Source organism: Nocardia sp. NPDC005366 (assembly GCF_040606855.1).
GTDB lineage: Bacteria > Actinomycetota > Actinomycetes > Mycobacteriales > Mycobacteriaceae > Nocardia.
Genome location: NZ_JBEXFQ010000005.1, coordinates 288,832 through 306,156, shown reverse-complemented (window position 1 = coordinate 306,156; position 17,325 = coordinate 288,832). Strand labels below are relative to the sequence as shown.

Annotated in this window: 1 protein-coding gene; it reads left to right on the top strand. The window is 68.8% G+C overall.

Annotated features, from left to right (window positions below; genetic code table 11):
- The first annotated feature begins 482 nt into the window (after positions 1-482).
- A complete protein-coding gene (locus ABZS43_RS08735; protein WP_355035207.1) occupies positions 483-17,288 on the top strand; it encodes an amino acid adenylation domain-containing protein in 16,806 nt (5,601 codons plus the stop codon).
- Positions 17,289-17,325: the final 37 nt, after the last annotated feature.

Below are 17,325 nucleotides of genomic sequence, written 5' to 3'. Positions count from 1 at the left end.
CGCCACCGTGCCGTCGCCCACACCGTGCGTGACATATCGGCCGATCGTTCGTCCATGTGTCGTGTACGCGTGATGTGATGCTCGGCACGCGGCGGCCTCCCCGGCCGCGACGGCGATCGCCCGCGCCCCGGACTTGCGATCCGCGCCGGGGATCGATTGCTCGCCGCTAGCCGCCACGTCCCGGCCGGGCGTGCGATACCTGGCCGGGCGGGCCACGGTCGACGCGCTGATTCAGCGCTCGGAACAGTGATCCTGGCCTTGTTGCCGCCCCGCTCCGCCCCGCGTAACGTCGAACACTTGTTCCGTACCGACCCCGGGGGTGAGCAGCGCGTCTGGTAACGATCGTGGCTTATCTCTACGATGCACACGAAGTGGGCGAAGGGGAGCCGACGACCGCGCTGTGGATAGATGGATAGGGTGAGCTGCTAGATGATTCGGGTGGACTTGGGTCACCGGTACGCGACGTGGGGCCAGGTGCAGGCATGACGCGCCCCACCCGGACGCGCCCCACCCGGACTCCCCGGGCGCGCGTCAAAACGCTGCCGCAACTGCTCGTCGGCGCCGTCGAGGCCAATCCGGGCGGCATCGCCGCGCGGTTCGCCGACGCCGAGGCGACGCTGGGCGAACTGACGTACGCGGAACTCGACGAACGGTCCACCCGGTTGGCCCGCCTGCTGATCGCCCAGGGGATCGGGCCGGAAGACCTGGTTGCGGTGGGTGTGCCGCGCTCGCTGGAATCGGTGGTCGCGGTATGGGCGGTCGCCAAGACCGGCGCCGGATTCGTCCCGGTCGACCCGAACTACCCGGTGGACCGGATCGAGCACATGGTCACCGATTCGAACGCGACGCTCGGCGTGACCATCGCCTCGGCCGCCGCGGGATTGCCCGACCGGGTGCGATGGCTGGTGATGGACGCGCCCGAACTCGTCGACGTGCTCGCCGCGCAGTCGCCGGAACAGGTCACCTACGCCGAACGGGTGCGGCCGTTGCGCGCCGAGCACCCGGCCTATGTCGTCTATACCTCCGGGTCCACCGGATTGCCCAAGGGCGTCGTCGTCACCCACGCGGGACTGTCGACCTATTGCGATGAGCAACGCGATCGCTTCCGGGTAACCAGCGAATCGCGCACCCTGCATTTCGCCTCGCCGTCCTTCGACGCGTCGGTGCTGGAATTGCTGCTCGCCATCGGCGCCGCGGCGACGATGGTCGTCGTCTCCCCGACGGTGTACGGCGGCGCGGAACTCGCGGCCCTGCTGCGGCGCGAACGGGTGACCCATGCCTTCATCACCCCCGCCGCCCTCGCGTCGGTGGATCCGGCCGGACTCGACGATTTCCGCGTGGTCGCCGCGGGCGGTGAGGCCTGCCCGCCCGATCTGGTGCGCCGCTGGGCACAGCCCATCGCGGGTGGCGCGACGCGGGAATTCCACAATGCCTACGGCCCGACCGAGACCACGATCGTGGTAAATATCAGCCCGGCGCTGCTGCCGGGTGATGTGCCTTCCATCGGCGGTCCGGTCCGCGGGGTCACCGAATATGTGCTCGATGATCGTTTGGCGCGGGTGCCGACCGGTGTGATCGGCGAACTGTACATCGCGGGCGCGGGGTTGGCGCGCGGTTACCATCGGCGGCCGTCGCTGACCGCGTCCCGGTTCATCGCGAATCCGTTCGAGCCGGGCGGTTCCCGGCTGTACCGCACCGGCGACCTGGTGCGTTTCACCCCGGCGGGTGAACTGGAACATATGGGCCGCAACGATTTCCAGGTCAAGATCCGGGGTTTCCGGATCGAGCTCGGCGAGATCGACGCGGTGCTCGCCGAACACGAGACGGTCGATTTCGCCGCCACCCTCGGACAGACCCTCGATACCGACGCCACGATTCTCGTCTCCTACGTCCACGCCGCGCCCGGTGCGACGGTGGACGTCGACGCGTTGACCGCGCACGCCGAACGCAGCCTGCCCGCGCATATGGTGCCGACCAGCATCATGGTGCTCGACGAGATCCCGTTGACGCCGGTGGGCAAACTGGATCGGGCCGCCCTGCCCGAACCGGTGTTGCGCGCCAAGGAATTCCGCGCTCCGACCGGCCGGACCGAAACAATGGTCGCCGCCGTCTTCGCCGAATTGCTCGATGCCGACGCCGAAATCGGCGCCGACGACGATTTCTTCGCACTCGGTGGCAACTCGCTGATCGCCACCCGCGCCATCGCCCGGCTCGGCGCTGCCCTCGACACCCATGTCCCGGCGCGGCTGCTCTTCGAAGCGCCGAGCGTCGCCGCGCTCGCGCAGCGGCTGGCCGAATTCGAGGGTTCCGGGCGGCGGCCCGCGCTCGAGCCGGTCGCCAGGCCCGAGCGGATCCCGCTCTCGCTGGCCCAGCAGCGGATGTGGTTCCTGAACCGATTCGATCCGGAGTCGGCCGCCAACAACATCCCGTTCGCGATCCGGCTCTCGGGCGCGCTCGACGTGGCCGCGCTGCAGGACGCGGTCGCCGATCTCATCGAGCGGCACGAATCGCTGCGCACGGTCTATCCAGCCGTCGACGGCACCGGCTACCAGTCGATTCTGCCGACCAGCGAGGCGTTGCCGGATCTGACGCCGCAGCCGGTGACCGAATCCGACCTGCGCGACTGGCTGCTGCGCTCGGCGCTGACCGGTTTCGACGTGGCCGCCGAGGTGCCGCTGCGCATGGGCCTGGCGTCGCTGGGTTCGGGGGATTACGTCGTCGCGGTCGTGGTGCACCACATCGCCGCCGACGGCGCGTCGATCGCGCCGATGGTGCGGGACCTGATGGCCGCCTACATGGCAAGGGCCGCGGGCGCGACGCCCAGGTGGGTGCCGCTGCCGGTGCAGTACGCCGATTACACGCTCTGGCAGCGCCGCGTCCTCGGGGACGAGCAGGACCCCGCCTCGGTGGCGGCGGTCCAGCTTGCCTACTGGCGAGATGCCCTGGCGGGTGTCCCCGACCGGCTGGAACTACCGACCGACCGGCCGAGGCCGGGCGTGGCCTCGGGCCGTGGCGCCACCTACTCATTCGAGATCCCGGCCCGCATTCACGCCGAACTGAACGAAATGGCGCAGGACACCGGCGCGTCGCTGTTCATGGTCGTGCACGCGGCGCTCGCCGTGCTGCTGGCCCGCCTGGCCAATACCGACGACGTCACCATCGGCACCCCCGTCGCCGGGCGCGGTGAACGCGAACTCGACGATCTGATCGGCATGTTCGTCAACACCCTGGTGCTGCGTACCCGCGTCGGTCGTGACGTGTCGTTCCTGGATCTGCTGCACGCGACCAAGGACACCGACCTCGGTGCGTTCTCCCACGCCGAGCTGCCGTTCGAGCGGCTGGTCGAGATCCTCGACCCGGTGCGCTCGCAAGCGCATCATCCGCTGTTCCAGGTGGCACTGTTCTTCCAGAACATGGACAGCGCGACGCTCGACCTGCCCGGTCTGTCCGCGCAGGTCGTCGAATTCGACGGCGCGGTAGCCAAATTCGATCTCCAGCTGACGTTGGAGCCGCGGATGGAGGCGGGTGTCCCCGCCGGTCTGCCCGCGTTGTTCACCTATGCCACAGACCTTTTCGACGAGGCGTCGGTCGCGCAATTCGCCGAGCGGCTGATCCGGGTACTCACGGCGGTCATCGCCGATCCCGAACGTCCGGTCCGCGCGATCGAACTGCTCGCGCCGGTGGAACGCGACCGAATTCTGCTGGACTGGAACGACACTCGGCACCGGGTTCGCTCGGAACTGCTGCTCGACACCTATCATCGGACGGTCGCCGCGAATCCCGGCGCGATCGCGCTGGCCTACGAGGGCGTCGAACTGACCTATCGCGAATTCGACGCGCGGGTGAACAGTCTCGCGCGCCTGCTGATCTCGCAGGGCGTCGGCGCGGAATCGCTGGTGGGTCTGGCGATTCGACGCTCGATCGATCTCGTGGTCGGCATGTACGCGATCGTCACCGCGGGCGCCGCGTACGTGCCGCTCGATCCGGATCATCCGGCCGAGCGGATCGGTCATATCCTCGACACCGCGAAGCCGGTCTGCGTCCTGAGTACGGCGGCCGATGCCGCGGCGGTGCCGCAGAGCGTCAGGTCGCTGCTGATCGACGGGGTCGATCTGTCGGGATTCGACGACCGACCGGTACGGATCGCCGAACTGTCGCGTCCGGTGCTGGCGCACCACCCGGCCTACGTGATCTTCACGTCGGGTTCGACGGGCAGGCCGAAGGGCGTCGCGGTGTCACACGGCGCGATCCACAACCAGATCGCCTGGATGCTGGCCGAATACCCGCTGGGTCCGGGGGATGTGTACCTGCAGAAGACCGCGACCACCTTCGATGTGTCGCTGTGGGGCTACTTCATGCCGCTGCGGGCGGGCGCGAAACTTGTCGTCGCGACCCCCGAAGGACATCGCGATCCCGAATACGTCGCCGAAACCATTGCCGCGCACCGTGTCACGGTGACCGACTTCGTCCCGTCGATGTTGACGGTCTTCGCCTCGCACGCCAGGGCCGAACTGCTGACGTCGCTGCGGCACGTCTTCGTGATCGGCGAGGCGCTGCCGCCGGAGACGGTGGCGGCCTTCGCGGCCGTCTCCGACGCCGGAGTGCACAATCTGTACGGTCCCACCGAGGCCGCGGTCTCGGTGACCTACTGGCAGGCTGCGGGGGGTGCGGCTGCCACCTCCGCCATATCCGTGCCGATCGGTCTTCCGCAGTGGAATACCCAGGTCTACGTGCTGGATTCGAGTCTGCGCGCGGTACCGGCCGGTGTCGTCGGCGAGTTGTACCTGGCCGGTGACCAGCTGGCGCGCGGATATGTCGGCCGCCCGGATCTGACCTCGGATCGGTTCGTCGCCAATCCCTTCGGCTTCGGCGAGCGGATGTACCGGACCGGCGATCTCGTCGTCTGGCGTCGCGCCGGTGACGGCCGACCCGTCCTGGATTACTTGGGCCGCACCGATTTCCAGGTGAAGTTCCGCGGCCAGCGCATCGAACTCGGCGAGATCGAGACGGCGCTGCTCGCGCTGCCCTCGGTCAGCCAGGCCGTCGCGGTCGTCGCGACCGGGCCGACCGGCGATCAATTGGTCGGCTACGTGGTCGCCGCCCCCGGCCACAGTCCCGACCCCCTCGCGTTGCGCGAGGAGATCGCCGCCGTGCTGCCGACCTACATGGTGCCGTCGACGGTTCTGGTGTTGGACGCGTTCCCGCTGAACACCTCGGGCAAACTGGATCGCAAGGCGCTGCCGGCCCCACAGTTCGAGGCGAAGAGTTTCACCGCGCCGACCACCACCATCGAAGAAGCGGTCGCGCAGGTTTTCGCCGAGGTGCTCGGCATCGAGCGGATCGGCCGCGACGACGATTTCTTCGAACTGGGCGGCAATTCGCTCAGCGCGACCAGGGTCGCCGCCCGGCTCGGCGACGCACTGGACACCCGTGTTCCGGTCCGGCTGATCTTCGAGGTCTCCACGGTCGCCGGGCTCGCGGGGCGGGTCGAACTCGCCGAGGGCGGACGCCCCGCGTTGGTGGCCGGGCCGCGCCCGGAGCGGGTGCCGCTGTCGCTGGCACAGCAGCGCATGTGGTTCCTCAACCAGTTCGACACCGGCGCGGCGGCATACAACCTGCCGGTCGCGGTGCAGCTGACCGGAACACTTGATGTCGCGGCGCTGCGCGCGGCGGCCACCGATATCGTCGCCAGGCACGAGACGCTGCGCACCCGCTACCCGCAGACCGACGACGGTCCGACGCAGGTGATTCTGACGCCCGCCCAGGCCGCGCCGGTGGTCGAGCCGATCGTGGTCGACGAGGACGAACTCTACGAGCGCGTGGCCGAGATCGCGGGTTCCGGTTTCGACGTCTCCGTCGAGGTGCCGCTGCGGATGGCGCTGTTCCAGGTGCGAGACCGCCCCGAGGAACACGTCCTGCTGGTGGTGGTGCACCACATCGCCGCCGACGGCTGGTCCATCGGTGCGCTGACCCGCGACGTGATGGTGGCCTACGCCGCGCGTTCGCAGGGCGCCGCACCGAATTGGGCCCCGCTGCCGGTGCAGTACGCCGATTACACGCTGTGGCAGCGAGCGCTGCTCGGCGCGACCGACGACCCGGATTCGCTGGCGGCCAAGCAGATCGAATTCTGGAAGACCACGCTGGCCGGCCTGCCGGAGGAGTCGACGCTGCCGCTGGACCGGCCGCGGCCGGTCGCCCAGTCCTACCAGGGCGGCGCGGTGAGTTTCCGCGTCGACGCCGAAACCCACCGCGGACTGCGAGATCTGGCGCGTTCGGCGAACGCGACCGTCTTCATGGTGGTGCACACCGTGCTGGCCGTGGTGCTCGCACGGATGTCCGGAACCAACGATGTCGCCATCGGCACCCCGATCGCCGGTCGCGGCGCGGCCGAACTCGACGACGTCATCGGCATGTTCGTCAACACGGTGGTGCTGCGGACCGCCCTCGACCCCGGTGAACCCTTCATCTCGCTGCTCGCCAGGCAGCGCGAGGACGATCTCGCGGCGTTCGCGCACGCCGACATTCCGTTCGAGCAGTTGGTCGACGTGCTCGCCCCTTCCCGCTCGACCGGGCGGACCCCGCTGTTCCAGGTGGCCCTGTCGTTCGTGAACCTGCCCGCCGGTGATTTCGAACTGCCCGGCCTGAGCGTGCGCGGCCTCGACGCGCCCGTCGATATCGAGCGTTTCGATATGCAGCTGACCGTGGTGGAGGGTTCCACGGGCAGCGCCGACGGCATGGCGGGCGAATTGACCTACGCCCGCGATATCTTCGACGCGGCCACGGTGCGCGGCTTCGCCGAGCGCTTCGTGCGGGTGCTGCGCGAGATCGTGGCGAATCCGCAGAGCGCGGTCGGCGATCTGCGGTTGCTCTCCGATACCGAACGCGACCGGCTCGCCAGGATGAGCGGTCCCGCCGTCACCGCGACCGGCACGCTGCCCGATATCCTGGCCGCTGCCGCCGCGCGCGATCCGGAGGCGGTCGCGGTCGCGGTCGAGGACGGCGCGCGCAAGCTCGGATACCGCGAATTGGACGCGCGCTCTTCCCGTTTGGCGCGCGAGATGATCGAACGGGGTATCGGTCCCGGTGATCTGGTCGCGATCGGCATCCCGCGCTCGCTGGAGTCGGTGCTGTCGTTCTGGGCGGTGGCGAAGACCGGCGCGGGCTTCGTACCGGTCGATCCGAACTATCCGCCGGAGCGGGTCGCGCATATGCTCGCCGACTCCGGCGCCATCCTCGGCCTGACGGTCGCCGCGGTCCGCCCCGATCTCGGCGACGATATCGACTGGCTCGTCCTCGACGACCAGGATTTCGAGATCGCGATCCAGCGCCGCAGCGGCGCGCCGATCGCCGACGCCAACCGGATTCGCCCGCTCCGCGCGTCGAACGTGGCCTACATGGTCTACACCTCCGGGTCGACCGGCGTGCCGAAGGGCGTCGCGGTGACCCATGCCGGTCTCGCGGGCTACAGCGCCGAACAGCGCGAACGTTTCACGGTCACACCGGATTCGCGCACGCTGCATTTCGCGACGCCGAGTTTCGACGGCGCCGTGCTCGAACTGCTGCTCGCCACCGGCGCCGCGGCGACCATGGTGATCGTCCCGACCGATGTCTACGGTGGCGCCGACCTGTCGGATCTGCTGCGGACCGAGCGGGTCACCCATATGTTCATCACCGCCGCCGCGCTCGCCTCCCTCGACCCGACCGGGCTCACCGATCTGCGCGCCGTCTTCACCGGCGGTGAGACCTGGTCCCCGGATCTGGTGCGCCGCTGGGCGGTGGACGGCAGGCAGTTCCACAATGCCTACGGTCCGACCGAGACCACCATCATCGTCAACTTCAGCGAACCGCTCGCCCCCGGCGACCAGGTGACGATCGGCGCCCCGATTCGCGGCATCACCGAATGGGTGCTCGACGAGCGCCTACAGCCGGTGCCGATCGGCGTCTCGGGCGAGTTGTACATCGCCGGTGCTCAAGTGGCCAACGGCTACCATCGGCGTCCGAGCCTGACGGCGGGCCGTTTCGTCGCCTGCCCGTGGCAGCCGGGGGTGCGGATGTACCGCACCGGCGACGTGGTCAGGTGGACCCCGCGCGGCGAGATCGAATTCGTCGGCCGCAACGACTTCCAGGTGAAGGTGCGCGGCTTCCGCATCGAACTGGGCGAGATCGACGCCGTCCTCGCCGATCACGACAGCATCGATTTCGCCGTGACGATCGGCCGCAAACTGGCCAGCGGGGCGACCGCGCTCGTGTCGTACGTGCACGCCGCGCCGGACCGATCCGTCGACGTCGCGGAGCTGACCGCGTACGCGCAGCAGCGGATGCCCACCCACATGGTGCCGACATCGATCATGGTGCTCGACACCATCCCGCTCAATCCGGTCGGCAAACTGGACCGAAAGGCTCTGCCCGAACCGGTTTTCGAGACCGCGACATTCCGCGAGCCCGCCACCGAATCCGAACAGGCGGTGGCCGAGGTCTACGCCGAGGTGCTCGGCCTGGAGCGGGTCGGCACCGACGACGACTTCTTCGCGCTCGGCGGCAACTCGCTCATCGCCACGCAGGTGACGGCGCGGCTCGGCGCGGCGCTGAACGTCCAGGTACCCGTCCGGCTGGTATTCGAGGCCCCGACCGTCGAAGCGCTCGCGTCGCGGGTGGAAACCCTCGCGGCGACAGCGCGGCCGAGGCTGGTGGCCAAGCCGCGACCGGGCCGGGTGCCGCTGTCGCTGGCACAGCAGCGCATGTGGTTCCTCAACCAGTTCGACACCGCCTCGGCGACCTACAACATCCCGGTCGCCGTGCGGCTGACCGGTGTTCTCGATCTGGACGCCCTGCGCCAGGCGGTGGCCGACCTGGTCGCCAGGCACGAGATCCTGCGTACCACCTATCCGCAGACCGCGGACGGTCCGGTCCAGGTGATCATGCCCGCCGCGGAATCGGTGCCGCGTGTCGATCCGGTCGTGGTCAGGGAATCCGAACTGCTCGACCGGGTCGCCGAGGTGATCGGCGCCGGCTTCGACGTGGCGGCCGAAATCCCCTTGCGGGTCGCGCTTTTCCGCGTCGACGCGGCGCTCGACGATCACGTCGTGGTGTTCGTCGTCCACCACATCGCCGGTGACGGCTGGTCGATGGGTCCGCTCACCCGCGATGTCATGGCGGCCTACGCCGCCCGGGCCGCCGGGGTGGAACCGGCGTGGACGCCGCTTCCCGTGCAGTACGCCGATTTCAGCATCTGGCAGCGGGCGGTACTCGGCGCCGAGGACGATCCGGAATCGCTCGCCGCCGAACAGATCGCCTTCTGGAAGCGCGAACTGTCCGGGCTGCCGGAGGAATCCACCGTGGCGGGCGACCGGCCCCGTCCCGACGTGCCGAGCCAGCGTGGCGCGGCCGTGGAATTCGTGGTCGACGCCGGGGTGCGCAGCGGTCTCGCGCACGTGGCGCGCACGCAGAACGCGACGCTGTTCATGGTGGTGCACTCCGCGCTCGCGGTCCTGCTCGGCAGGCTGTCGGGCGCCGAGGACATCGCGATCGGCACCCCGGTGGCCGGGCGCGGTGACGCCGCCATCGACGATCTGATCGGCATGTTCGTCAATACGGTCGTGCTGCGCAGCCAGATCCGGCCCGGCGAGACCTTCATGGACTTGGTCGCCAGGCAGCGCGACACCGATATCGCCGCCCTCGCGCATACCGATATCCCGTTCGAACGTCTCGTCGACGTACTCGAGCCGGAGCGCTCGACCAACCGCTCGCCGTTGTTCCAGGTGATCCTCGCCTTCCAGAACCTGCCAGGCGGCGCCTTCGAACTGCCCGGCCTGCGTGCGGGCACCGTGGAATTCGACGCGGCGGTGGAGAAATTCGATCTGTCGCTGACGATCTTCGAGACCGTCGACGCCGACGGCGCCGAGGTTCTCTCGTGCCACCTGTCCTACGCGACCGATCTCTACGATCGGGCGACGGCGGCCGGATTCGCCGACCGTTTCCAGCGGCTGCTCGGCGCGATCGCGGACCGGCCGCGCACGCCGGTCGGCGATGTCGAACTGTTGACCGCCGCCGAACGCGACGAGGTCCTGCGGTCGTGGAGTTCGTCGGGGCCCGATGTCGGTCTCGAAACCACGCTGGTCGACCTGTTCGATCTGGCGGCACGCACCAACTCCGACCGCACCGCGGTCGTCTTCGGCGACGCCCGCCTCGACTACGCCGAACTCGATGATCAGGCGAACCGCCTGGCCCGCAAGCTGATCGAGACCGGCGCCGGCCCGGAGACCCTGGTCGCGGTGGCGTTGCCGCGCTCGCTCGATCTCGTCGTCGCGCTCTTGGCCACGGTCAAGGCGGGCGCGGGGTATTTGCCGGTGGATCCCACCTATCCGGCGGACCGCATCGCCTACATGCTCGACGACGCGCGTCCGGTCTGTGTGCTGACCACCGCCGAGCGCGAGATCGAACTGCCAGCCACGCTGCCGGTACTCGAACTGGACCGGCTGGAGCTGTCCTCGTACGACGCCTCCACCATCACCGACGCCGAACGTCGTCACCCGCTGACCCCGGACACCATCGCCTACGTGATCTACACCTCCGGATCGACCGGCCGCCCCAAGGGCGTGCGGGTACCGCACCGGACCGTGGTGAAACTGTTCGCCAATACCGAGGCCGCCTTCGGATTCGACCGCGACGACGTGTGGACGATGTTCCACTCCTACGCGTTCGACTTCTCGGTGTGGGAGCTGTGGGGTCCGCTGCTCTACGGCGGCACGCTCGTCGTCGTCGACTACTACGTCTCGCGCTCGCCCGAGCAGTTCCTGGAACTGCTGCGCCGCGAACGGGTCACGGTGCTCAACCAGACGCCCTCGGCGTTCTACCAACTGGCCGAGGCGGATCGCGCGGCTGGAACCGACGTCGACCCATTGTCGTTGCGCTACATCGTCTTCGGCGGTGAGGCGCTCGAATTGCGCAGGCTGAGCGACTGGTACGCCAGGCACGACGACACCGCGCCGCGCCTGGTGAACATGTACGGCATCACCGAGACGACGGTGCACGTCACCTATCGCGCGCTCGACGCGGCGGCGGTCGCCGCCGCCGACGGCAGCGTGATCGGCCGGGCCATCCCCGGCCTGCGCACCTACCTGCTCGATACCAGGCTGCGGCCGGTCCCCGCCGGTGTTCCCGGTGAAATCTACGTCGCGGGAACGCAACTCGCGCGCGGCTACCTCGGCAGGCCCGCCCTGTCCGCGGGCAGGTTCGTGGCGAACCCGTTCGATGAGCCCGGTTCCCAGCTCTACCGCTCGGGCGATGTGGCCCGCTGGAACGCCGACGGCGATCTGGAATACCTCGGCCGCGCCGACGATCAGGTGAAGGTCCGCGGATTCCGCATCGAACTCGGCGAGATCGAAGCCGCGGTCCTGGCCCAGGATCAGGTCCGCCAGGCCGCCGTGATCGTCCGCGAGGACAAGCCGGGGGAGCAGCGCATCGTCGCCTACCTGGTCGGCGATCCGGGAGCCACGCTCGACACCGAGGCGGTCCGCGAGGGTGCGGGCGAACTACTGCCCGCCTACATGGTGCCGTCGGCGTTCGTGACACTCGAGGCGATCCCGTTGACCGCCAACGGCAAACTCGACCGTCGCGCGCTGCCCGCGCCGACCTTCACGACCACCGAGACGCGCGAGCCGATCGGTGACGTGGAAGCGCGGATCTCCGAACTGTTCGCCCAGGTGCTCGGCCTGGAACAGGTCGGTGTCGACGACTCGTTCTTCTCCGTCGGCGGCGACAGCATCCTCTCGATTCAGCTGGTATCGCGGGCCAAGGCGGCGGGTATCGTCTTCTCCCCGCGTGACGTCTTCGAACAGCGCACCGTCGCTGGACTCGCCAGGGTGGCCGTCAGCGCCGCCGACAACGTGCCGGTCGTGCTGGAAGAAATGGCGGGGGCGGGCGTCGGCGAGGTACCGCTCACGCCGGTGCTGGCCGCCTACCTCGCCAACGGTTCGTTCGGCCGGTTCTTCCAGAGCATGGTGCTCGGTCTCCCGGAGGAGATCGACGCCGCGGGTCTGGTGGAAACCATCGGCGCGGTCCTCGATCACCACGATGTGCTGCGCTCGCGGGTGCGTCAGGTCAACGGCGAGTGGCGCTTCGAGACGCTGGCGCCGGGCGCGGTCGATCCCGCCGATCTGGTCGGGCGCATCGATGTGCCCGCCGGGGTGAGCGAGGACGAACTCCAGCGCATCGCGGCCTCCGCCATGGAGGAGACGGTGGCGGCGCTCGATCTCGGTGACGCCAAGATGCTGGCCTTCACCTGGCTGCACCGTCCCGACGCCAGGGATGTGCTCGCCGTCGCCGCGCACCACTACGCGATCGACGGCGTCTCGTGGCGCATCATCATCCCCGACCTGGCGATGGCCTGGGCGCAACGATCGGCGGGACAGCCGATCAGCCTGCCCGACACCGGCACATCGTTCCGGCGTTGGGCGCACGGTCTGGTCGAACTCGCCGCGTCGCCGAGTCGCCGGTCCGAAATCGACTTCTGGAAATCCGTGACGTCGACGCCGGACCCGCTGCTGGGCAGCCGGGTGCTCGATCCCGCCTTCGACACCCAGGCCACGGTGCGACGAGTCCAGATCCGGATACCGGTCGATGTCGCCGACGCCGTCCTGACCAAGGTGCCCGCGCTCTACCGAGGCGGCGTCAACGACGGACTGCTCGCCGCGCTGGCCATGGCGGTGCGCGCCTGGCGTGCCCGTCGTGGCGTCGACGCGCCGCGCACCCTGGTCAAACTGGAAGGTCACGGCCGTGAGGAAGAGGTACTCCCCGGCGCGGACCTCACCAGGACCGTCGGCTGGTTCACCAGCATCTACCCGGTATCGCTCGATCTGAGCGCGGTAGACCTCGGCGCGGCGTTCGACGGCGGCGCGGCCACCGGCGACGCGATCAAGGCGGTCAAGGAACAACTGCTTCGGGTGCCGGACAAGGGCATCGGCTACGGATTGCTGCGCTACCTCAACCGCGAGAGCGCGAGTCAGCTGACCGGTCAGCTCGGCCAGATCAGCTTCAACTACCTCGGCCGCGTCTCCGCGGGCGGTGTCCCCGAGGGCCTCACCGCACTCGGCTGGATGCCGACCGGCGAAGTCGGACAGCACAATCCCGACCAGGATCACGGCATGCCCGCCGCCGCGGTCATCGATATCAACGCGATCGTCAACGACGGCGACGCGGGCCCGCAGATGGATGTGACCTTCCTGTACGCGTCCGAGGTGATCGATGAGCCCGCGGTGCGGGAGCTCGCCGACGACTGGGTCGCCGCGCTGACCGCGCTCGCCCGGCACACCGAGGACGCCTCGGCGGGCGGGCTGACCCCGTCGGATGTCCCGCTGGTAGAGGTCACCCAGCCCGAACTCGACGCGTGGCAGCGCGAGCGCCCCGGTCTCGCCGATGTGCTGCCGCTGTCGCCGTTGCAGTCCGGTCTGCTGTTCCTCACCGAACTCAGCGCGTCCACGGTGGACGACTACGTCATGCAGTTCACCCTGGAACTGACCGGCGGCATCTACATCGACCGGATGCAGCGCGCCGCCCAGGCCGTGCTCGACCGGCACGCCAATCTGCGCACCGCCTTCGTCACCACCGCGGACGGCACGCCCGTCGGACTCGTGGTGGATTCGGTCGAGGTGCCGTGGCAGGCCGTCAACGGGGTTCCCGACGACGAACTGCCCGCCGTCCTCGCCGCCGATCAGCAGCGCCGATTCGATCCCTCGGTCGCGCCGCTGGTGCGATTCTCCATGCACCGCACCGTGTCGGGACGCAGTTTCCTGACCCTGACCACCCACCACATCCTGCTCGACGGGTGGTCGATGCCGCTGCTGATGAAGGATCTGCTCGCGCTGTACGCGCTGCGCGGTGACGCGTCCGTACTGCCACGGGTGCGGCCCTACCGCGATTACCTTGCCTGGCTGCACAAACAGGATCAGGGCGCGGCGCTGCGCGCGTGGACCGAGGCGCTTACCGGATTGGCTCCGACACCGTTGATCCCCGCGCTGCCCGCACCGGCGACGCCGGTGGTCGGCGTCGGCACCACCGGTTTCACGCTGCCGCCGGAGGAGACCGCGGCGCTGGCCGCGCTCGCCACCGATACCGGGGTCACCATCAATACCGTCGTCCAGGCGGCGTGGGCCATGGTGATCGCGAGCAGCACCGATCGTGACGAAGCGGTCTTCGGCGCGGCGGTCTCCGGACGTCCGCCGCAGCTGGACGGCATCGACTCGATGATCGGCCTGTTCGTCAACACCATTCCGGTGCGGGTCCGGTTCGATCCGAACTGGACCGTGCGGGATATGTTGAGCAGGTTGCAGTCCGAGCAGGCCTCCCTGCTCGACCACCACTACATCGGGCTCGCCGATATCCAGCGCGGTATCGGTGTCGACAACTTGTTCGACACGATGATCGCGTTCGAGTCGTATCCGGTCGATACCGAGGGCCTCGAACAGGCCAGCAGCATCGATGGGATGTCGGTCGCCGATTTGCAGGCGGTCAACTTCACCCACTACCCGATCACGCTGCTCGTCAACCTGGACTCCCAGCTCTGGGTGAAGGTGCTCTATCAGCGGGAAACCGTGGACAGCGCGGTGGCGCAGTCGGTCTCCGACCGTATGCGGATGCTGCTCGGCGAATTCGTCCTCGCGCCGCAGCGGAATCTGGCCGCGGCCAATCTGCTGCTGAGCACCGAGCGGTTCGTCGTCGACTCGATGAACCGCACCGATGTGGCGTGGTCCTCCGACGACGCCACCCTGGTGTCGCTGTTCCACGAACAGTGCGACCGGACACCCGACGCACCGGCGGTCACCTTCGCCGGACGGACGATCACCTACGCCGAACTCCGCGATCGCGTCGAGAATCTCGCCGCGGCCTTGGCGCGCCAGGGCGCGGGCCCGGAAACCCTGGTCGCCGTCGCGATGCGGCGTTCGATCGACCTGGTGGTGGCGATCTACGCGGTGCTCGAAACCGGTGCCGGTTATGTACCGGTCGATCCGGATCATCCGGTCGAGCGCAACGACCACGTGCTGAGCAGCGCGCAGCCGCTGTTCGTCGTCACCACCGCCGCCGACGCGTTCGAAACCGACACCTCGACAACGGTTCTCGATATCGCCTCGCTCGCCGCGCGGTCGGGTGGCGCGGTGGCGCGCCGGGTGGTGCGGCCGGACACCCTCGCCTACGTCATCTACACCTCCGGTTCCACCGGCAGGCCAAAGGGCGTGATGATCACGCACCGGCAGATGGTGAATCAGTTCCGCTGGGCGCAGTCGGCCTATCCGCACGATCGCTCCGACACGGTGCTGCACAAGACGCCGATCACCTTCGACATCTCGACGTGGGAGTTGTTCTGGCCCTTGCAGACCGGCGCGAGGCTGGTCATCGCCGAGCCGGACGGTCATCGCGATCCGCGCTATCTCGCCGATCTGATCGAACGCGAATCGGTGACCTCGGTGCATTTCGTGCCGTCGATGCTCGACGCCTTCCTCGATCTCGCGCCGGAACTGCCGACCACGGTTCCCCGGCGCGTCTTCGCCGCGGGCGAGGCGCTCGGCGCGTCGACGGTGGCCCGCTTCGACGCGGCGCTGCCCGGCGCCCTGCACAACTGGTACGGCCCGGCGGAGGCGACCGTGGTCACCGCGGGCCGCGTCAACGGCGCCGATCCCCACGGTTCGGTGTCGATCGGCGCGCCGGTGTCCAACACCAGGGTGTATGTGCTCGACCGGCAGCTGCGCCAGGTGCCGCTCGGTGCGCCGGGCGAGTTGTACCTGGCCGGTGTGCAATTGGCGCGCGGCTACATCGGCGCGCCCGCGCTCACCGCCGAACGGTTCGTCGCGAATCCGTACCAGCGTGGCATGCGGCTGTATCGCACCGGCGATATCGTGCGGCTGTCCCGAGGCGGTCTGGAATATCTGGGACGCGCCGACTTCCAGGTCAAGATCCGCGGTCAGCGCATCGAGCTGGGCGAGATCGAAGCGGTCCTGCTGCAACATGATTCGGTCGGACATGCCGCGGTCGCGGTGGTGAAGGATCCGGATCGTCTTGTCGCCTACGTGGTGGCCGCCCCCGATCGGGCCGTCTCCGAGCGCAGCCTGCTCGACCACGCCCGTGCCGGGTTGCCGTCGTACATGGTGCCCGCCGTGGTGGTCGTGCTACCGCACTTGCCGCTCAATGCCAGCGGCAAACTGGATCGCAAGGCGCTGCCCGTACCGGAATTCGCGGCCCGCGCCTTCCGTGCCCCGGTGACCGCGATGCAGCGGATGGTGGCGGAGGTCTTCGAAGAGGTGCTCGGTATCGACCGAGTCGGTCTCGACGACGATTTCTTCGCACTCGGCGGCACGAGTCTCGTGGCCAGCAAGGTGGTGCACCAGCTGCGCAGACTCACCGATATCGAGGTGCGGGTGCAGTGGTTCTTCCTGGCTCCAACGGTGCAGGCGCTCGGCGACCGGCTGGCCGCGGCACAGGAGGGGACGCTGGACTACGACGCCGAATCCGATGCCGCGCTCGGACTCGTGCTGCCGATCCGGGCACGGGGCACCCAGCCGCCGCTGTTCTGCATCCACCCGATGTACGGCCTGGCCTGGTGCTACACCGGACTCGTCCAATACGTGGACGAGCAGCGCCCGATCTACGGCATCCAGGCCGCCGCGCTCTCGGAGGACAGCCCGCCCCCGCAATCGCTGACGGCGATGGCCGCGCGTTACACCGACGAGATCATCGCCACGCAGCCGCAGGGTCCGTACCGGCTGCTCGGCTGGTCGCTCGGCGGTGTGCTCGCGCACGAGATCGCCGTGCGGCTGCGTTCGGCCGGTCACGAGGTGGCGCTGCTGGCGATGCTCGACAGCGACCACAGCTTCGACCTGACCACCTGGCGGACCACGATGGTCGAGATGCTGGCCGAACTCGGTATCGGCGGGCTGAGTATCGAGCAGCTCGACGAGTTGTCCGAGGCGGATTTCGTCAAACTGCACGAGCTGATTCCGACCGAGATGGTCGGCATGAACGCGGACAGGCTGCGGCGGATCTACACCAGTGCCATGCGGTCGGTCGGGCTCACCCAGACCTACCAGCCGGGCGTCTTCGACGGCACCATCGAGTATTTCCGCGCCGCGAACGACGATCGCCGCACCCACGACGTGATCGCGGCGTGGCGGCCGTACGCGGCGGCGGTGATCGATCATCCGATTCCGACCGTGCACGAGTTGATGACGCAACCGGAGGCGCTAGTGGAAATCGGCCCCGTGCTCGACAAATTGTTGCAGGCGGGAGACGGTGATCGCTGAATCGCGATGGGTTGCCGTCACCCGACCGGACCCTGGC